This is a genomic window from Pelosinus sp. sgz500959 (genome assembly GCF_042610375.1).
Taxonomy (GTDB): domain Bacteria; phylum Bacillota; class Negativicutes; order DSM-13327; family DSM-13327; genus CTSoil-075.
In genome coordinates this window covers 74,724-94,533 of record NZ_JBGJZL010000011.1, presented here as the reverse complement: position 1 = coordinate 94,533, position 19,810 = coordinate 74,724, and the positions used below count along the sequence as shown (strand labels likewise).

Here is a 19,810-nt window from a genome sequence, read left to right as displayed (position 1 = left end):
AGTTGAATAATAATGGTAATATGATTTCATTACGGTTATATTGGCAGTATAGGAATCTAAATAAACTTGTTAGTTTTGGCTGGAGGTATATATGGTAGTAGCAGGAGATATTTGCCGGAAGGTAACCCCGTTGGCCCCGGCTCAAATAGCAGTATTGGATAGTATTTGTTCTATACTCGGTTTGGCAAGTGATTTAGCTCATGCCCAGGTTACAGTATATGCCCATACGTGTACTGAAAAATCCTTGGTCATTGTAGCCCAAGTTAAGCCTAATACTAGTTTTGTACAACAGAAACCTAATTTGCTCGGAACAATTGTATATGCACCAGAAGAACCTCTTGTTTGGCGAACGATGACTACAGGAATACCCATTCGTGGTCAGCGAGAGTGGGCAGTGGGTATGTGGATGGAGATGCAAGTTTATCCAGTCCGTGATGCGAGCGGTAACGTAATTGGAGTTGTCAGTTTTGAAACTAGTATGGAAGAAGCGAAGCTTGTAGATCATCAACTTCTTGTAGAAACGGCTCAATTGATGCTTGCTACAGTGAAAATTCCAAGCAGTAGTAAAATGTACCGTTCCTTATCGGCAAGTGATGGTATTCTTATTGTTGACGAGCAAGGAAAAATTATTTTTGCTAACTCAACAGCTGATAGTATTTATAAAGTACTAGCTGTTGGTTGTATTGTTGGACGACGTATCTATGAAAGGCAAGCCCATATGAATCTTGTTCAAAGAGCAATGTCGAGCCAGCAGGCATGTGAAGTAGAAATCGTAACAGGGAAAATGACACTCGTACAAAGAGCAATTCCAGTTATTTTGAATGGAGTTACAATCTGTACAGTTGTCATCTTGACCGATGTAACTGAACTGAAAAAGAAAGAGAAAGAATTACTTATCAAATCTGCTGTCATTCAAGAAATCCATCATCGAGTGAAAAATAATTTACAAACCATTGCAAGTCTCCTGCGGTTGCAGGCGCGTCGTACGACATCCCAAGAAGTAAAAGCTGCTCTTCAAGAAAGTGTGAATCGCATATCGAGCATTTCTGTTGTTCATGAATTTTTATCACAGCAGGATGCTGAATTTATTGATGTAGCAGAAGTCACTAAGAATATTTTAGAACTCGTGATTCAAAATATGCTAGAACCTGACTTTGATTTGCAAACCCGTTTTAATGGTCAGACGGTCATTTTTCCATCTGAGCAAGCCAGTAGTTTGGCACTCGTTATTAATGAATTGATACAAAACTCAATTGAGCATGGCTTTATTGGTAGACGGGAAGGTCTCATTGGAGTTGAAATTGCTACCTTACCTAATTCATATAAAATTGAAATCTATGATAATGGAATTGGTATGCCTTCCAATTTTAATCCCCAGACATCCAATAGTCTTGGACTGCAAATTGTCCGTACACTGATTGAAAGTGATGTTGGCGGTAGTTTTGAAATGTATAATGATAATGGTACTCGTGCTTGTATTATAATTCCCCGTAAGGTGGAGGGAGTCGTGTAAAGATGGAATCTTTGAGAATTATAATTGCTGATAATGAATCGATTATCAGAATGGATTTAAAAGAAATGCTTGAAGAAGCCGGGCATATTGTCATTGCTGAAGCACCCAATGGTGCTAAAGCAGTGGATTTAGTGCGTACTCATCGGCCTGATCTTGTGATTATGGATGTTCAAATGCCTGAAATGGATGGTATTACAGCTGCAAAAATAATTTCTAATGAAAAAATTGCTCCTGTTTTACTTCTCACTGCTTTCAGTCAAAAGGATATTGTAGAGAAGGCGCAAGATTCAGGAGTGTTGGCTTATTTGGTTAAACCTGTAAAGGAAGCTAATTTGTTTCCAGCCATGGGAATTGCTGTTTCTCGTTTTCAGGAATTCGCTGAACTCGAACAAGAATTAGAAAATGTCAAAAGTTCTTTAGAAACGCGAAAAATTCTTGATCGGGCTAAAGGCATCTTGATGGATGCATATAGTTTGAGTGAAACAGAAGCCTATCGACGGATTCAACAGTATAGTATGAGTAAACGTAAATCAATTAAGGAAGTCGCTGAAGCTATCGTGGGGGCCGCAAAAAAGAAAAATTAATGTCTAAATAAGGTTTTTTCATAAAAATTTATAAAAAAACCTTATTTTTCTTGGGAAACACTTGCTTTTTGCTCTTGAATTTTATATCATGAAATAAGTGATTAGCACTCTCTACTAATGAGTGCTAACAACAACGTTAGTAAATTATACATCATAAAGGAGGTTACTTCGATGATTAAACCATTGGGTGACAAAGTAGTCATTAAGGTTCTTGAAGGTGAAATGAAAACAAAGAGTGGTATCGTATTACCTGATACTGCGAAAGAAAAACCGCAGGAGGGTGAAGTTGTTGCCATTGGTACTGGTAAAGTATTAGAAAATGGACAACGTGTGGCTTTTGATGTAAAAGTTGGCGATAAAGTCATTTTCTCCAAATATGCTGGTGCTGAAGTGAAATTTGAAGGACAAGATTATCTAATCGTAAGTGCTGAAAGAGATATCTTGGCAATTGTAGAATAATAAAATGATCTAAATGAAGTTGAACATAAAAGCTTTGATGAGGGACTACTACCTCCCATTACAGCTAAATAGTCAACTTTTAGGATTTAAGTTGGTATAAAGATTCTGGTGAGAGACTACTACCTTTCATTAGAACGAAACAGTTAATTTTCACTGATAAAAGTGGAAGTATTAGAATTTGATCAATATAATTAGGAGGCTTACATACAATGGCAAAACAAATTTTATTTGATGAAGATGCACGTCGCGCTCTTGAAAGAGGCGTAAATGCTCTTGCTAATGCAGTAAAAGTGACACTTGGACCTAAGGGCCGCAATGTTGTTCTTGATAAAAAATTCGGTGCTCCTACCATTACTAATGATGGTGTAACAATTGCTAGAGACATTGATTTAGAAGATCCGTTTGAAAATATGGGCGCGCAATTGGTAAAAGAAGTTGCGACTAAAACGAATGATGTTGCTGGTGATGGTACAACTACTGCTACACTTTTGGCACAAGCCATGGTTCGTGAAGGTATGCGCAATGTAGCTGCAGGTGCTAACCCTATGATCATTAAAAAAGGTATTGAAAAAGCAGTTAAAACTTTAGTAGAAGAAATCAAAAAATCATCTCAAAAAGTAGAGACAAAAGATGCAATTGCACAAGTTGCTTCAATTTCTGCAGCAGATGAAGAAACTGGCAACTTGATTGCTGAAGCTATGGAAAAAGTAGGAAAAGACGGTGTTATTACTGTTGAAGAATCCAAAGGAATGGGCACTAGCCTTGATGTAGTAGAAGGTATGCAATTTGACCGCGGCTACATTTCTCCTTATATGGTAACTGATACTGATAAAATGGAAGCTGTTCTTAATGATCCTTATATCTTAATTACTGATCGTAAGATTAGCGCTATTGCTGATTTGTTGCCTACATTAGAAAAAGTAGTACAACAAGGTCGCGAACTTCTAATCCTTGCTGAAGATATCGAAGGTGAAGCATTAGCTACTTTGGTTGTTAACAAACTTCGTGGTACGTTTAAAGCTGTAGCTGTAAAAGCTCCTGGTTTTGGCGATCGCCGCAAAGCAATGCTCGAAGACATCGCTGCGTTAACTGGCGGTACTGTTGTAACTGAAGAAATTGGTCGTAAGCTTGACACTGTTGAACTTGTTGACCTTGGCCGTGCTCGTCAAGTTCGTGTTTCTAAAGAAGAAACTACGATTATTGATGGTGCTGGTGATGTTACGCTTATCAAAGCTCGTGTTAGCCAAATCAAAACTCAAATCGAAGATAGTACTTCTGATTTCGATAAAGAAAAACTTCAAGAACGTCTTGCTAAATTGGCTGGCGGCGTAGCTGTTATCCAAGTTGGTGCTGCAACTGAAGTTGAACTAAAAGAGAAAAAATATCGTATTGAAGATGCACTCAATGCAACTCGTGCAGCTGTTGAAGAAGGTATCGTAGCCGGTGGTGGTACAACTTTCATCGATATTTTACCTGCTCTTGATGGTATTAAAGCAACTGGTGATGAATTGACTGGTGTTAATATTGTACGCCGTGCAATTGAAGAACCAGTACGTCAAATCGCTCACAATGCAGGGTGCGAAGGTTCTATCGTTGTTGAAAACGTAAAGAAAGCTGGCAAAGGCATGGGCTTTAATGCGTTGACTGAAGAATATGTAGACATGATTGCAGCTGGTATTGTTGATCCTGCTAAAGTAACTCGTTCTGCACTGCAAAATGCAGCGAGCATTGCTGCTATGGTCTTGACCACTGAGTCTTTGATTGCTGATAAGCCTGAAAAAGACGGTGGTGCTGGCGCTGCTGCCATGGGCGGCATGGGCGGTATGGGTGGCATGGGTGGAATGGGCGGCATGATGTAATTCAGCCCTTCAAACCGTACCATTTTCCTAGACACTGACAAAAAAGTAGAGGTTGTTCATAAGTTAGCTTAACTTATGAACAACCTCTTTTTTATTGGATTTTGATTTATACAATAAATTGTTTTCGATATCGGCATCACATAGATTATATTTTAACTCATAACCAAAATAATTGTTTTTGTAGGCCCAGTCACACATGAGTTCAAGAATCGGAATAATTTCTTTTCCATTCGGTGTAATTGAATATTCAACTTTTGGTGGAACTTCGGGATAGACTTTTCTTTCGATAAGTTGATCTACTTCAAGTTCCCGTAATTGCTTTGTTAAGATTTTATGTGTTATATCTGGTAGTAGTTGCTGAAGCTGGCCGAAGCGCAGCTGCTCACACTTGCCAAGAAACCATAATATAATTGGTTTCCATTTACCGCCAATAACGCCAAAAGTTACTTCAACTTCACAGATGGCCTCATGGATTTTTTTGTTTTTCCCATTCATGACGATTCTCCTAATTTATAGATTCTCTCAGAAATTACGAGCACAGATAAAATGATGACCTTACTATAGTATCATAGAGGATACTATCTATCAATAAAGTGCACTCTTGTATATCATACGATTGTTAATTATACTATAAATGATACTTATGTTAAAAATTTGAATTTAGAGGAGAATATAATGGAAAAATCTAAGGTTTATTTTACAAATTTACTTGCGACTCCAAATATGAATTTGTTACAAAAGTTAGAGAAGTTGGTTAAGAAAGCTGGAATTGAAGAAATTGATTTTAAAGGTAAATTTACTGCAATTAAAATACATTTTGGTGAGCCGGGTAATCTTGCTTTTCTCAGACCGAATTACTCTAAAGTGATTGCTGATGTAATAAAAAATATGGGTGGTAAGGTATTTCTTACGGATTGTAATACGTTGTATGTTGGTAGACGTAAAGATGCCCTTGAGCATTTGGATGCGGCGTATGAAAATGGTTATAATCCATTTACTACGGGTTGCCAGATTATCATAGGAGATGGATTAAAAGGGACTGATGAGGCATACGTTCCTGTACCAGGTGGTGAATGTGTAAAAGAAGCAAAAATTGGACGCGCTGTCATGGACGCAGATATCATTATCAGTTTGACACATTTTAAAGGTCATGAGCTTACAGGGTTTGGCGGTGCGCTTAAAAATATCGGTATGGGTTGTGGTTCGAGAGCTGGGAAAATGGAAATGCACAGTGATGGTAAACCACGTGTAACAAGTGAAACCTGTGTAGGCTGTGGAGCTTGCGTAAAAATGTGTGCCCATAGTGCAATACGCCTTGAAAATAAAAAGGCAAAGATTGATCATAGTAAATGTGTTGGCTGTGGAAGATGTATAGGTGCTTGTCATTTTAATGCGATTTCTCCAGCGTGGGATGAGTCTAATGATGTTCTGAATAAAAAAATTGCAGAGTATACTTTGGCCGTGTTACATGATAGACCTCATTTTCATATTAGTCTAGTCATTGATGTATCACCATACTGTGATTGTCACGCTGAAAATGATGTGCCTATTATTCCTGATATTGGTATGTTTGCATCTTTTGATCCAGTCGCTCTTGATGTGGCCTGTGCGGATATGGCCAACCAAGCTCCTATGATGCCTAATAGCTATTTGGCGGAAAAATTTAAAAAACAAAAAAATAATAGTGATCATTTTGCTACAATTCATCCTGAAACAAATTGGATGGTGTGTATTGATCATGCTGAAAAACTTGGTATTGGTAGAAAAGCCTATGAACTGATTGAAATCTAAAATTTTTATACTGCAATAAATAATAAAAAATCAAGGAGAGTCCATGAGTTTAGAAAACTTATGGACTCTCCTTGATTTTATCTATATAAAACAAGTTCATATTTCCCTATCTCTTTGCATACATACTAATGTATGTGGCAGAAGGGGGAAGTGGTATGATTATCAATTTACGACGGTTATTTAATCATCGACATTTGTTTTATGGTGTGATTGGGTTATTCGCCATTGGAGCTATGTATATTCAAGTAGCTGAACTGATCTCTTCCGGTCCGATTGCTATTGCAGGTACTCGGACTGAACGCAAGGTAGTCGCTCTTACTTTTGATCATTCTTGGGGCAATAAGTTTACACCATCGATCCTTGATACTCTCAAGCAAAATAATACAAAAGTCACATTTTTTATCATGGGACCATGGGCGCAAAAATACCAAGAGGTGGCTAAGCGTATGGTAGCTGATGGACATGAAATTGCAAGTCATGGCTACAGGCATCAAAATTATGGGGATATGACAAGAGAGTGGGTCAAAGAAGATATTGAAAAATCCCATGCCTTAATTAAAGAGGTAACGGGTGTTGATGCTAAACTCATTCGTCCACCAAATGGCCACTATAGTCAAGAATCTTTAAAAGTAACTGACGAACTAGGCTATAAAACAATTATTTGGAACATTGACTCATTAGATTGGAAAAATCCTGGACGCGATGTCATCATAGAAAGAGTCATGAAACGGCTGAAACCTGGTGGAATTATCTTGATGCATGCTTCAGATACACCAGTGCAGACCGCAGAGGCACTGCCTATTTTGCTTGAAAAAATAAAAGCACAAGGGTATGAAATCGTTACTGTTGGTCAACTTTTAGATCAATACAGTGAAAATGGAATACAAAGACATTGATGGGATTGTTTTATCACAAGCCCTTTTTTTTTGCACAAGGGCAGGGAATTTTAATCGATATCTCGAATATGTATAAGTTGCGTAATCCGATCAAAATATATAATAAACTACCATCATAGATGATAAGGTGGCGGAGAATAGAATGAGTATAGTACATAGTGCTAGAGAAAAAATACGTAGTGGTCAACGGCTCAATTTTGCAGAAGCTTTAGCTTTGTATCATAGTGATGATTTATTGGAATTGGCTAGCCTGGCACGCATCGTTAAAGAACGTAAATCAGGGAAGAATGTATATTATAATGTGAATCGACACATCAACTTAACTAATATTTGTGTATCTGCTTGTCCCTTGTGTGCTTTTGGTTGTACTGCTGAACATGAAAAAGCTTATGTTATGGAAGTAGAAGAGGTCGTTGCGATTGTACGTCAGACAGCCCAGGATATACCTAATCTGAGTGAAATACACATGGTGAGTGCACTGCATCCAGATAAACCTTTTAGCTACTATGAAGAAATTGTAGCAGCAGTTAAAAAGAATCTACCATCTGTCCATTTAAAAGCTTTTACTCCGGTTGAAATTGTACACTTTGCCAAAATTTCCGGGCTGACGATACAAACCGTATTGAAACGTCTACAAATTGCTGGTCTTGATTCATTACCGGGTGGTGGGGCTGAAATTTTGGATGATCGTGTACGTAAGATTATTTGCCCCAATAAAGCAACAACGGCAGAATGGATTGAGGTCATTACGACTGCTCATAACTTGGGATTACCTACGAATGCCACGATGTTATATGGGCATATTGAGACAGTAGAAGAACGGATACAACATCTGATGACTTTAAGAAATATCCAGGATCAAACGGGTGGCTTTCAGGCCTTTGTTGCTTTTCCTTTCCATCCTGGCAATACTGGTTTTACGGAACTTACGAGAGTTACATCCTGGGAAGATTTAAAAATGATTGCCATGGCCCGTTTAGTATTGGATAATTTTGATCATATCAAAGCATTTTGGATGATGCTAACCTTGCCAATCGCCCAACTGGCTTTGACATTTGGTGCAGATGATCTTGATGGAACAGTTGTAGAAGAAAAAATTATTCATGCAGCTGGTGCGAAAACTAAAACTGGAATTACGAAGGCGGAAATTATTAGACTTGTTGAGGAAACAGGTTATACTGCGGTAGAACGAGATACTTTTTACCGCCCGCTGGAATGTATAAGTGGAGAGTAATAACATGAATAAACCAAAATTGGGAGATATTAAATTTATAAATTGTTTACCTTTACATCATGGATTGATGGAAGGGGGATTTGGAGAGAAAGTTTCTATAAAATCAGGAACTCCAGCGGAACTCAATAGTTTAGTTGTAGCTGGCGAACTCGATGTAAGTCCTGTATCTTCAATCATTTATGCTAGACATAGCGATAAACTGCTCATATTACCTGATGTATCAATCAGCGCTAATGGAGCCTTACAAAGTATTTTACTCGTTTCTAAATATCCTATTGAGCAGTTAAAAGAAGCACGTATTGCATTGACGGCAAAGTCGGCGACCTCTCATGGATTGCTTAAAATCATTATGTATCATGCTTATCAGGCCAATCCCGACTATTTCATTAGTCCATTATCTCTTGAAGGTGGAGTACTAAAAGACGCTGAAGCTGTCTTGTTTATTGGCGATGATGCACTTCAGGCTTATCATAATCGAGTTCCAGGCTATTATTATTATGATTTGGGTGATGAGTGGCAAAGAATGACAGGCCTTTCAATGGTATATGCAGTATGGGTGGTCAATCGTCAATTTGCTGCACGGCATGCAGATTTAGTCCATATGGTATATCAGCAAGTGACAGGAGCTTTTGCTTATGGTCTATCAAATCTATCAGTTGCGGCTGAAACGTTAGCCCCTAAGGTTTCTTTTACAACCCAGCAACTCATCACTTATATCAACTTATTAAACTATGAGTTTACTCCTGCTCATAAACAAGCTCTTGTGACCTATTATCAACTCTCACATGTGCTAGGGTTGATTGATGGTGTGCCAGCGATTGAGTTTGCGGAGGTAATGAAATGAGTAACATGTTAACGACAAGTGAAGGATTAGAACTGTTGACCAATGGTGACATTCTTGAACTAGGACAAGCTGCCAATCAGGTGCGTCAAGAGATTCATCCTGATAATATCGTTACCTTCGTGGTGGACCGTAATATTAATTATACGAATATATGTACGAGTGAATGTCGTTTTTGTGCTTTTTATCGAAAAGAAGGGCATGCAGAAGGATATACTCTTTCAGAGTCTGTTATCTTTGAAAAATTGCAAGAGACGATTGAAGCTGGTGGCACTCAAGTCATGTTACAAGGTGGTCTCAATCCAGCACTGGGTTTAGATTATTATGTGAAACTCTTACAGTTTATTAAAAAGAATTTTGATATTATCGTTCATTCTTTTTCTCCGGCGGAAATATTACATATTGCTAAGCAAGAAGGTTTATCTGTAGTTGAGACGTTATCAAAGCTTAAAGCAGCTGGTCTTGATTCATTACCAGGCGGCGGGGCTGAGATACTTGTTGATGCTGTGCGTGCGCGAGTCAGTCCCAAGAAAATTAGTGCTGGTGACTGGTTGGCAGTGATGGAAGCCGCTCATAGTGTCGGACTGGAAACAACGGCGACTATGGTAATTGGTATGGGAGAAACTTATGCACAGCGTATGGAACATATGGAAAAAATACGTAAATTACAAGAAAAAACAGGTGGTTTTCGTGCTTTTATTATCTGGTCTTATCAGCCAGGGAATACAGAACTTGGTGGGGAAAAAATTTCTGCTTGGGATTATTTGAAAACCTTGTCTGTGGCACGACTCTATTTTAATAATATTAAGCATATCCAAGGATCTTGGGTAACGCAAGGACAAAATATTGGACAGCTTACTTTAGCTTTTGGCGCCAATGATCTTGGCAGCATTATGCTAGAGGAAAATGTGGTCAAAGCGGCAGGGACAGCCTATGAGATGTCCATTGGAAAAATGGTAGAATTGATTAGAGCGACGGGCAAAAAACCAGCACAACGTAATACTCAATATGAAATTATAAAGACATTTGAGATGGAAAGCACAAATGATAAGGTGAATTGAGCAGAGTGTATCTTCTCAGAGCATTTTTATAGCTGACGATAAAGTGAGGATGAGTAATATGGATATACAAGTTGAATATGCAGTCATTGGTGGTTCAGGTACTCTTTCAAGTGATTTTCCTTTAGGGGCGAACGATTCAGGAGTCCTATTGATTGATGATGATTTACAGTTTGCCACTCCTTATGGTTTAAGTCCGATTTTTCGTTTGTTTAGCGTAGATGACAAAAAAGTACTGACGTGCAAAATGCATGGCTGGCGCAGTGGAGTCAGTCGCGCCGATGCATCGCGGCAAATTTTTTGGGTATTTCGTGAAGCTGGAGTAAAACGTATTATTAGTGAAGGCGGAGTGGGGACAGCCAACCATCTTCTAGATCCACGGGATTTTGTCATTCCTGATGATTATCTTGATTTTTCTGTTCGTAAAGACGTAGAACTCGATGGCAGATATTTACTCGTTATGCGTGATTCCTTATGCGGTGAAGTACGCAGTACTTTGATTGAAAATACTCGTAAGCAGTATGATGGCCGCATTTTTACCAGAGGGATTTATGCGAATACGGATGGACGTCATTTTGAAAGTCCGGCAGAGGTAGCCATGATGAAGGGACATGCTGATATTATTGGCCAAAGCATTTGTCCGGAAGTGTATTTGGCAAGGGAAATCGGTGCGTGTTTTGCAGGGCTTTACTTTGTTGTAAATTATGGTGAAGGACTAGTTGCTCAATGGTCTCATGACGATCTAAAAACTATTTTTTATGATGATGCACCCATGATCAGTCGCATTATCATTGATACCATTCGTCAATTACCGGTGAATGGTCAATGTGAATGTAAAGACCTGCGTAAAGAAACATTGCTAAAAGGTATTTACAATAAGTAATGTTATGTGCTATATTTTGATTCAATATTTAAATATGGGGGAGGACTCTTGAGTTGAGCAATGAGAGCAATGAAATGATTTTAGTGTTGGATTTTGGTGGGCAGTACAACCAACTGATTGCCAGACGTGTCAGAGAGTGCAACGTATACTGCGAAGTTTTTCCGTATACGATGAGCATTGAAGAGATAAAAAAAATGAAGCCGAAAGGGATTATTTTCACCGGCGGCCCTAATAGTGTGTATGAAAAGGATTCTGCCGTATGCAGTGCAGAACTTTTGAAGCTGGGAATTCCGGTTTTGGGAATTTGCTACGGCTCACAGCTTATGGCACATTTGCTTGGTGGCAAGGTTGCAACCGCTCCGATCAGCGAATATGGCAAAACGGAAGTCAGTATTAAAGATGAAAGTTCTAGAATCTTTGCAGGCGTTTCCAAGGAAAATATCTGCTGGATGAGTCATACGGATTATATTGCAGAAGCTCCAGCATCTTTTAAGATTACAGCATCTACACCAGTATGTCCGGTTGCGGCTATGGAAAATGAAGAAGGAAAGCTCTACGCCGTGCAGTTCCACCCAGAAGTTATGCATACAGTTGAAGGTATGAAAATGCTTCATAACTTCGTTTTCAATGTATGTGGCTGCAATGGCGACTGGAAAATGGATTCCTTCGTAGAAACGACAATTCAGAGGCTTCGCCAGAAGATTGGTGATGGACAAGTTCTCTGCGCATTGTCGGGCGGCGTGGATTCCTCTGTTGCTGCCGTCTTGCTTTCAAAAGCTGTCGGCAAACAACTGACTTGCGTATTTGTTGATCATGGTTTGCTGAGAAAAAATGAAGGTGATGAAGTAGAAGCTGTATTTGGTCCTGATGGTCACTACGATCTGAACTTCATCCGCGTAAATGTTAAAGACCGTTTTTATGCAAAACTAAAGGGTGTTACCGATCCGGAAACAAAACGTAAAATTATTGGCGAAGAATTCATCCGTGTGTTTGAAGATGAAGCCAAAAAAATCGGCAAAGTGGATTTCCTCGTACAGGGAACGATCTATCCAGACGTTATTGAAAGTGGTCTGGGTAAATCTGCCGTTATAAAGTCCCATCATAACGTAGGTGGTCTGCCGGATTATGTTGATTTCAAAGAAATCGTAGAACCTTTGCGCCTGCTGTTTAAAGATGAAGTAAGAAAAGCAGGGCGAGAATTACAGATTCCGGAATCTCTTGTCAGCCGTCAGCCATTTCCGGGTCCGGGTCTTGGCATTCGTATTATCGGCGAAGTGACGGAAGAAAAAGTACAAATCGTTCAGGAGGCAGATGCTATTTACCGCGAAGAAGTAGCAAAAGCTGGTGTAGCGAAAGATCTGGGACAGTATTTCGCAGCACTTACCAATATGCGTTCTGTCGGCGTTATGGGCGATGGTCGTACCTATGATTATGCGATTGTTCTTCGTGCAGTTATGACATCTGATTTTATGACAGCAGAAAGTGCACAGCTTCCGTGGGAAGTGCTTGCTGTTGTTACCAGCCGTATTATAAATGAAGTAAAGGGCGTTAATCGTGTGCTTTATGATTGCACAGGAAAACCGCCAGCAACAATTGAATTTGAATAGCAGAAATTGTCGTAGGGCACTGCCATTTATTTGCCAAAGGGCAAAAAGGCTTAGCCTGCCGACATAGAAAAAACGACCTTGCATTAAAGCTTTACGAAGCTTATGCAAGGTCATTTTTTTATCCTCAACCCGCGTAAATACAGGAAATTCTGCTTGCTAAAAAAGGCGGTCACCATGGAGTGGCGGGTATTTCTGGCAAAGCCAGGGAGAATAGGGAAAATCTCTTTTGAGAATAAATGGCGGTGCCCCACGACATGGTGATATTTTCTTTTATGCTTTTGGGGAAAAAGCATAGCGCTATGATTTTCATGGATGTTGGATTGAAACGCCCGTAACATGGGGCGGAAGAGCATATCCATGATTTTTAAATTCCCCAAAAATCTAATCTCCAATTCCCCAAAAACCGCCCATTTTTATTTTTGGGAAGTGTTTTTGGGAAAATGGAGTCAAGCAGCAGAGCGTTCCACACAAGGAGGTTTTGCAAGGTGAGGAAGAAAAATTTTAAAGGTCGTTGTGAAAAGCGCGTCATTGCCAAGTGCGGTGAGGTTACAGTTGCTTATAATCCAGAGGACGTTACTTCTGTATGGCTGTTGGAAAATGGAATATATGCCAAGTTTACCATTATTGAATCCAGATTTAAGGGTAAAGATTTGACTGCTGTACAGAGTTTACAGACAGCCCAGAGAGACATTGTAAAAGGAGCCAACCAGAATAATCTACAGGCTCAGATTAATCTTGCGCGGCATATTGAGGCAATCGCTGGCAGTGTCAGGAGCAGTGCCGATGTAAGCGTTAAGAATATCCGAGATAACCGCAAGCGTGAACAACGTAAACACCATAGAAACTATATGAAAGGAGCCAAGCCATGACAAATCTTTCAGATATCATCAACGTCCTGCCTTGCATGAAGTCAGGGGATGATTTGATAGCCGCATTGGAATTATTGCCAGAGTACAATCCTGAAATCTCCAATACCAATGCTTCCGTAAGGCTTATGGCGCTATCGGACTTATACAGGGTGTATATTCCTTCGCAAATGTCGCTGGAAATCTACAGCAAATTGTACTTGGCCCTCTTGCCTCTATGCAGAAGAAGGGAACGAAGCTGGCGGTACAGCAGCAGAACCAGAACTACAGAGCCATTATGCAGCAGGAATATAGCGGCATCATGGGCGGATCTGATAGCTTTACCATTATCGGCACGTCTGGAATAGGTAAGAGTTCTGCTATCAGCAAGGCTATTAATTTGATTACAGAGAATCGAGTGATTGAAGCTGATAATCCCTATACCAATGTTGTACCATGTGTGACTGTGCAAGGATGGAACTTAGCAATTATAAATTCTAAAATACTATGGCTTACGCAACATTACTGTTATACGTAGTGATACTTAATGTACTAATAAATTGGAAGTGACCTGTCCTGTATCTCTCACATAGTGGCATTATCACAATTTAAATACCAATACACCCTTCATTATACTTGACACATGTATGATGGGAATAATATAATGTGTGTATATGCACTTATTGTATTTAGATAAACATGAAAGGAATTCTATATCATGAAACATATTTGCGAAATATATCCTAAAACACCGAGTGTTTGCAATTGCCTGAATATACGGCGAGCGTCTCGTGCTGTGACTCAGCTTTATGATCAAGAATTAAAGTCAAGTGGCCTTACCATTGCTCAGTTGGGGTTGCTACGGCATCCCGGGTGAGGATTCTCGAATTCGGCAAGTCATATTAACAGAATTGGGAAAAGAGGCAGTGACTAAAGGATGGGCACTGTGGGGTAAGGCTCAGGCATCACTACAAGAATATCTAGGGGAGGAAGATTTGGCGACACTCGTGTTACTACTGTCAAAGTTAGAAGCACTTGTGCCTTGATGTGAGCATAAATATTCAATAGAAGTCTTAGTGACACGATCAGTGTGTCTCTATTTAGTTGATTTAAGTGTATATACACTTAAATCAACTAAATAGAGACTTCTGAGGATAAAAGAACTTATATCATGGGAGCGGGGAACTGTCTTGTTGTGCCTAGTATGATGGATAGTTCAGAACCAATATAAAAATCAAGGAGTGATCATTATATGCTAAACTCATTATCAAACAAAATTACGATCACCGTAACTGCCATCATTTTTCTAACCGTCGCTTCACTATTTGCAGTGGCCTATTACAGTATTGAAAAAGCAGTTAGCAATCAAATGCGCGAAGATGGAGTTGCCAGTGCTTATTTGGTTGCTTCAGGCGTAGAACGGATCGGCATGAACGATGTGAAAAGATTACAATCTTATGTAGATGAAATAAAAATAGAAAGTCATGGCACCTTAATTTATGCCGGTGTTATGGACCCATCTTTTCGTCTAATTGCGGCAAGTAGTTATGAATTTATCGATAAAATCATTCCGACAGAAGAGGGGCGACAAGCTTTCAGCGAAGGTAAGCCGAAGGCCGTTATTATGGACACACCAGAGATCTTAGAAAGTTATGGTAGCCCAGTCTTTAATATATCCATGCCAATACATAACGGCGATAAAATTGTTGGCCTTACTGTAATTGCCATATCCCTACAAAATATGTATGCTGCGATTCATTCCACAGTTGTATTGACTTTGGCTGTTTCTGCCCTAATCCTGATCCTGAGCATTATGTTAGCCTTCACTTTTTCTCGCAGGATTACCCGTCCGATATTGACAGTTATTGATGGGTTGAATCAGATCGCAGCCGGCGATATGACCGTTCGCGTTCCAGTAACCAGCCGGGATGAATTGGGAATGCTAGCTTCAACCTCGAACAAGAGTAATGCTCGGCTACAAAATATGCTGATTAGTGTTCAACAAGAGGCAGGGGAAGTCAAAAAGTCATCAGCATCCGTCGTAGCAGCAAGTCAAAAGATTCGCGATTCCAATCATCAGTTGTCTGTGGCGACGCAGGACGTGGCCAATCAGGCACAAGAACAGGCGGACAGCGTCAGTAATGCTGTGGATTTGATGAACCATTTGGATAGCAATATGAGCCATATTAATCAGCAAATGGGTTTACTATCAGAGGGTACAGGCCGTGTAGGAGGATTAGCCACAGCAGGTTCGGAGAATCTCCAGCAAGTATCCCAATATCTAAAACAGATTCAGAACAACTTTCTGTTGGCAAGCGATAAAAACTCCCAACTATTTTCCCGTATTCAAGATATTAACACCTTCGCTGACATAATTAAATCCATTGCTAACCAAACCAACTTACTGGCATTAAACGCTTCGATTGAAGCCGCCCGGGCTGGTGAACATGGACGAGGGTTCAGTGTGGTGGCTGATGAAATCCGTAAACTTGCTGAAGGGTCTTTGGATTCATCCCGTAAAATACAAATTGTCATGGAACAGATTGGAGTAGAAACTCGTGATGTCCTGGCAACGCAACAACAAGTAGGGGAACAAACAAATCAGCAGTTTCACATGGTTAGCGATGTCGTCCAGTCATTCGGGCAAATATTCCATGAGATCCAGACTATCGCTCCCATCATTACCGAAACATTACAATCTGTCGACAGTTCTACCCAAGCCCAGCAATCAGTCGCCGGCAGATTTCAATTACTGGCCGAAGCAGCATCCCAAATATCGGCGGCATCCGAAGAAATTGCGGCCTTATTGCAGGATCAAACAGAATCTTCATACCATCTAACGGATACTTCTAGTGCCCTTAGTGTCATAGCCGATGAAATGATCACAGCTGCCGGTCAGTTTCGGGTAATGTAAGAAAAGAGATATTTATGTTTAAAAAGAGATTGATGGCTTAACCATAAAGAACAGTAGAGCTACAAAGTCCAAATAGTCGACATTAGTAGTCACTTGTTTAGAAGTGCTTAATATTGATAGAGTGATCTCAATATAAAATATGAAAATGAGGTTATGAGTAGAATGTAATGAAGAACTTAGTAATCATGCGGTTTAATGACTGTATGATTAGTCCTTGGGTAAGGTGTGATTAGTGCGATATTGGCTTTTATTCTAGTTCTCATGGAAGTGAGACTGAGGGATTTGTGGGGAATGTCCGTATAAACAAATGGGAGTGAAATTTAATGAAAAATTTATTTGACCAGACACAGTTTGCCGGCATAAAACTGAAAAACAGATTGATTCGTTCTGCCACCGTTGATGGGGTGGCAGATGAACGCGGACACATGACAAAGGAGTTATTTGAGGTATATGAAAATTTGGCAAAGGGGGGAGTTGGGACCATTATCACGGGTATGACTTATATTAGTGATTTAGAGCAACCCTCTCCAGGTCAGATGGGCATCTACGATGATTCATTTATTAACGAATATAAAAAGATGACCGCAATGGTTCATCAATATAATGCCAATATTATCCTTCAAATTGCCTCTCTTGGCTCTCAAACATTTCCCAATGAAAATGGGGGAAAGGTCATGTGGGGGCCTAGCGCCATCGAAGATCTGGGATATAAGACAACCCCACAGGAAATGACGTTGTCAGAAATTTTCCTCCTTCAGACAGCTTTCGCCGATGCAGCGCTTAGAGCCAAAGTAGCAGGGTTTGATGGTGTGGAAATGCATGCAGCTCATGGCTATCTATTGAATAAATTTTTATCGCCTTATTATAATTGCAGAACAGATGGATATGGCGGTAGCATTGAGTGCCGATCAAGAATGGTTTTGGAAACATATGAGGCAATACGAGCAAAGGTTGGTTTGGAATATCCCATCTTAATTAAAATAAATAGTGAAGATTTTATGGATCAAGGTATGACTTTTGCAGAATGCAAATACGTATGCCAAAAGTTAGCAGAATTAGGGATAAATGCTATTGAGATTAGTGGTGGTAGTCGATCATCGAGGCCTAATGAGGGGGTGGCAAGAACCATAACAACTGGCCAAGAACCATACTTTAAACAGTATGCTGCAGAAGTGGCCAAAGAAATTAATGTTCCAGTGATTTCAGTAGGTGGTAACCATGATTTTGCAGCATTGACGGATCTTTTACATGAGACTTCAATTGAATATGTTAGTCTTTGTCGCCCGTTAATACGTGAAAGCAATTTAATTAACCGTTGGCAGGGTGGAGACCTTACACCATCAAAATGTATTTCTTGCAATAAGTGCTTTAATCCTGGCGGAACGAGCTGTATTTTTAACCGCCAATAAAAACATGTTACCAAAATAATGTCATATTTTATTACCGATAGAAATGATCTATCTCTGGCATATACAGTACTTGGTATGTCATAAGTAATTTGGCTGATGGTGATTAATAATAATAATTCATTAACAAGAAAGCTATGATGTAAAAAAATCAAACTTATTGATAATTTATAAAAATGGAGGAAGAAAAATGAAAGTATTTGAGGAAATGAAATTTAAAAATCTAACGATTAAAAACAGAATTGTAAGATCAGCGACACATAGCATGTTAGGGAACATCGATGGTACGATTAGCGATGAAGAACTAGATATGTTTGAAGAACTGGCGAGTAATGATATTGGACTAATCGTCGCGGGACAATTTTTTGTATCCCCAAAAGGGATTGTAAGACCCGGTTCTAATGAACTTGCTGAAGATTATCAAATCGAACGAGCAAGTAAAATCATTTCAAGAGTTCGACCATACGGTACTAAAGTGATTGCACAACTCAATCATGCAGGCGCCAAAGCCTATCCGGAGGATAATAAAGTTGGACCATCAGTTATTGAACTTGAGGAAGGTAAACAAGCCCGAGAGATGCGGGTGAATGAAATTGAGTCTGTGATTGAAGATTTCATAGATGCTGCTTATCGTGCAAAATTATCAGGGATGGATGGTGTTGAAATTCATTGTGCTCACGACTACCTTCTATGTGAGTTTTTAACACCATCATTTAACAAGAGAACCGATAAATATGGTGAAACCTATGAAGGCAGATTTTTAATTGTCAAAAAGATAATCCAAGAGATCAAAAACAAATGTGGAGCTGATTATCCGATTTTTGTCAAGGTGAATTCAAATGCCGCTGAAGAAAATGAACAATATACGAGTGACTTGAAGAAAATGATACCTGAGTTTAAGAGATTGGGTGTCGAAGCTGTTGAATTTAGCGGGTCTAATTTCATACATATGAAATACTCGGATCACAATTATTTTGTTGAAAGCGCAATGAATATCAAAGGGAATACAGACATCCCTATAATAGTAGTTGGCGGTATACGAAATTTCGAGGATATGGAGGCAGTGTTGGAAGCTGGTGTGGATATGATCTCTATAAGCAGACCACTTATAAGCGAACCTGATTTGATTACCAGACTAAAAAATGGTCAGGAAAAAGCAAGATGTGTAAGTTGCAATAAGTGCTTTACGGTTGGGAAAAAGAGATGTATTCTTAACTAAAATAAGAAGATAAGTTTATGAACAACAGATAAGGGCTAATGAAAGTGTGGGAGACGATTAGATGGGGCAGTACCCTCGGGGGGGGGGGTGAACAACGCTGGTGTAGCCGCACCCTACGCGATGGAGCATCTTGTCAGAGGACTGGCAACACTGACTCCGGTAATCTATGAGAAAGCCATTTCTTATTCGCCGGAAAAATTTGCCGCAATCTCTAGGCTGCTGGGCGGCAGCAATGAGAACGACTGTGTAGCAGTGATCCGAAATCTAATCAGAAAGTTACAAAGGTCGAGGATACTATGTCGTGGGGCACTGCCATTTATCCTCCCAAAGGCAAAATGGCTTAACCTGCCGACATAGAAAAAATGACCTTGCATTAAAGCTTTTCGAAGCTTATGCAAGGTCGTTTTTTATCCTCAACCCACGTAAATACAGGAATTTCTGCTTGCTAAAAAAGGCGCTCACCATGGAGTGGCGGGCATACCTGGCAAAGCCAGGGAGAATAAAGGAAAATGCCTTTTGGGCAATAAATGGCACTGCGCCACGACAAAATCTGACTTAAATAGGAAACACCGCCACTTATGTGACGGTGTTTTTCATTACATAAAAGAGGTATTTATTTAATGTAATGTTAAATAATACCTCTTTATTTATGGTGATCAATTGGGGTATAATAGATCCACTAGGGGTTGCCTCTGTTATTA

The 19,810-nt window shown here is 39.6% G+C and carries 20 protein-coding genes; 18 read left to right on the top strand and 2 right to left on the bottom strand.

The annotated features are described in order from the left end of the window. Positions 1 to 91 precede the first annotated feature (91 nt). The 4 genes from ACAN52_RS16860 to groL all read left to right on the top strand — a co-directional run bounded on the left by ACAN52_RS16860 (position 92) and on the right by groL (position 4,415). Positions 92 to 1,513, top strand: a complete 1,422-nt coding sequence (locus tag ACAN52_RS16860) for a histidine kinase N-terminal domain-containing protein (protein WP_378956104.1) — start codon at positions 92 to 94, stop codon at positions 1,511 to 1,513. A gap of 2 nt (positions 1,514 to 1,515) precedes the next feature. Continuing rightward, a complete protein-coding gene (locus tag ACAN52_RS16855) occupies positions 1,516 to 2,097 on the top strand; it encodes an ANTAR domain-containing response regulator (RefSeq protein ID WP_378956103.1) in 582 nt (193 codons plus the stop codon). Between the two features lie 171 nt (positions 2,098 to 2,268). Next, the gene (gene groES, locus ACAN52_RS16850) at positions 2,269 to 2,556 is read left to right on the top strand and encodes a co-chaperone GroES (protein ID WP_378956102.1); all 288 of its coding nucleotides are present in this window, start codon (positions 2,269 to 2,271) and stop codon (positions 2,554 to 2,556) included. A gap of 209 nt (positions 2,557 to 2,765) precedes the next feature. Next, positions 2,766 to 4,415 (top strand): chaperonin GroEL, encoded by a 1,650-nt coding sequence (gene groL, locus ACAN52_RS16845; RefSeq protein WP_378956101.1) that lies wholly within the window; start codon positions 2,766 to 2,768, stop codon positions 4,413 to 4,415. Positions 4,416 to 4,478: 63 nt separating this feature from the next. On the opposite strand, the gene ACAN52_RS16840 is transcribed toward groL, so the two are convergent. Beyond that, positions 4,479 to 4,910, bottom strand: a complete 432-nt coding sequence (locus ACAN52_RS16840) for a winged helix-turn-helix transcriptional regulator (RefSeq protein WP_378956100.1) — start codon at positions 4,908 to 4,910, stop codon at positions 4,479 to 4,481. Between the two features lie 180 nt (positions 4,911 to 5,090). Here ACAN52_RS16840 and ACAN52_RS16835 point away from each other — a divergent pair, with 180 nt between their 5' ends. From ACAN52_RS16835 to guaA, 7 genes are all read left to right on the top strand, one after another. Further along, positions 5,091 to 6,206 (top strand): DUF362 domain-containing protein, encoded by a 1,116-nt coding sequence (locus ACAN52_RS16835; protein ID WP_378956099.1) that lies wholly within the window; start codon positions 5,091 to 5,093, stop codon positions 6,204 to 6,206. Between the two features lie 155 nt (positions 6,207 to 6,361). Then, on the top strand, positions 6,362 to 7,102 hold the full coding sequence (gene pdaB, locus ACAN52_RS16830; RefSeq protein WP_378956098.1) for a polysaccharide deacetylase family sporulation protein PdaB: 741 nt from the start codon (positions 6,362 to 6,364) through the stop codon (positions 7,100 to 7,102). A 142-nt stretch (positions 7,103 to 7,244) separates the two neighbouring features. Then, positions 7,245 to 8,336 carry an aminofutalosine synthase MqnE gene (gene mqnE / locus ACAN52_RS16825; RefSeq protein WP_378956096.1) on the top strand — a complete coding sequence of 364 codons (1,092 nt, stop codon included), beginning with the start codon at positions 7,245 to 7,247 and terminating at the stop codon, positions 8,334 to 8,336. Positions 8,337 to 8,340: 4 nt separating this feature from the next. After that, the gene (locus tag ACAN52_RS16820; RefSeq protein ID WP_378956095.1) at positions 8,341 to 9,180 is read left to right on the top strand and encodes a menaquinone biosynthetic enzyme MqnA/MqnD family protein; all 840 of its coding nucleotides are present in this window, start codon (positions 8,341 to 8,343) and stop codon (positions 9,178 to 9,180) included. After that, positions 9,177 to 10,238, top strand: coding sequence for a cyclic dehypoxanthinyl futalosine synthase (gene mqnC / locus ACAN52_RS16815; protein WP_378956094.1), 1,062 nt, complete (start codon positions 9,177 to 9,179; stop codon positions 10,236 to 10,238). Before ACAN52_RS16820 ends, mqnC begins: the two co-directional genes overlap by 4 nt. Positions 10,239 to 10,296: 58 nt before the next feature. Next, positions 10,297 to 11,118 (top strand): MTAP family purine nucleoside phosphorylase, encoded by an 822-nt coding sequence (locus tag ACAN52_RS16810; protein ID WP_378956093.1) that lies wholly within the window; start codon positions 10,297 to 10,299, stop codon positions 11,116 to 11,118. Positions 11,119 to 11,192: 74 nt separating this feature from the next. Further along, positions 11,193 to 12,725: a glutamine-hydrolyzing GMP synthase gene (gene guaA / locus ACAN52_RS16805; protein WP_378956152.1), complete on the top strand. Its 1,533-nt coding sequence runs from the start codon at positions 11,193 to 11,195 to the stop codon at positions 12,723 to 12,725. A 110-nt stretch (positions 12,726 to 12,835) separates the two neighbouring features. On the opposite strand, the gene ACAN52_RS16800 is transcribed toward guaA, so the two are convergent. Beyond that, positions 12,836 to 13,102, bottom strand: coding sequence for a hypothetical protein (locus tag ACAN52_RS16800; RefSeq protein WP_378956092.1), 267 nt, complete (start codon positions 13,100 to 13,102; stop codon positions 12,836 to 12,838). 108 nt (positions 13,103 to 13,210) lie between these two features. On the opposite strand from ACAN52_RS16800, the gene ACAN52_RS16795 reads away from it, so the two are divergent. The 7 genes from ACAN52_RS16795 (at position 13,211) to ACAN52_RS16765 (ending at position 19,109) form a co-directional block, all read left to right on the top strand. Further along, positions 13,211 to 13,594: a hypothetical protein gene (locus ACAN52_RS16795; protein ID WP_378956091.1), complete on the top strand. Its 384-nt coding sequence runs from the start codon at positions 13,211 to 13,213 to the stop codon at positions 13,592 to 13,594. A 214-nt stretch (positions 13,595 to 13,808) separates the two neighbouring features. After that, complete coding sequence (locus ACAN52_RS16790) at positions 13,809 to 14,108, top strand: hypothetical protein (RefSeq protein ID WP_378956090.1); 300 nt, start codon at positions 13,809 to 13,811, stop codon at positions 14,106 to 14,108. A 180-nt stretch (positions 14,109 to 14,288) separates the two neighbouring features. After that, positions 14,289 to 14,447: a hypothetical protein gene (locus tag ACAN52_RS16785; protein ID WP_378956089.1), complete on the top strand. Its 159-nt coding sequence runs from the start codon at positions 14,289 to 14,291 to the stop codon at positions 14,445 to 14,447. Continuing rightward, a complete protein-coding gene (locus tag ACAN52_RS16780) occupies positions 14,413 to 14,616 on the top strand; it encodes a hypothetical protein (protein ID WP_378956088.1) in 204 nt (67 codons plus the stop codon). The genes ACAN52_RS16785 and ACAN52_RS16780 overlap by 35 nt, the downstream gene beginning before the upstream one ends. A 206-nt stretch (positions 14,617 to 14,822) precedes the next feature. Continuing rightward, positions 14,823 to 16,484 carry a methyl-accepting chemotaxis protein gene (locus tag ACAN52_RS16775; protein ID WP_378956087.1) on the top strand — a complete coding sequence of 554 codons (1,662 nt, stop codon included), beginning with the start codon at positions 14,823 to 14,825 and terminating at the stop codon, positions 16,482 to 16,484. A 323-nt stretch (positions 16,485 to 16,807) separates the two neighbouring features. Then, entirely contained in the window at positions 16,808 to 17,893 is a 1,086-nt protein-coding gene (locus ACAN52_RS16770) for an NADH:flavin oxidoreductase (RefSeq protein WP_378956086.1), read from the top strand. A gap of 187 nt (positions 17,894 to 18,080) precedes the next feature. Then, entirely contained in the window at positions 18,081 to 19,109 is a 1,029-nt protein-coding gene (locus tag ACAN52_RS16765; RefSeq protein WP_378956085.1) for an NADH:flavin oxidoreductase, read from the top strand. Positions 19,110 to 19,810 lie beyond the last annotated feature (701 nt).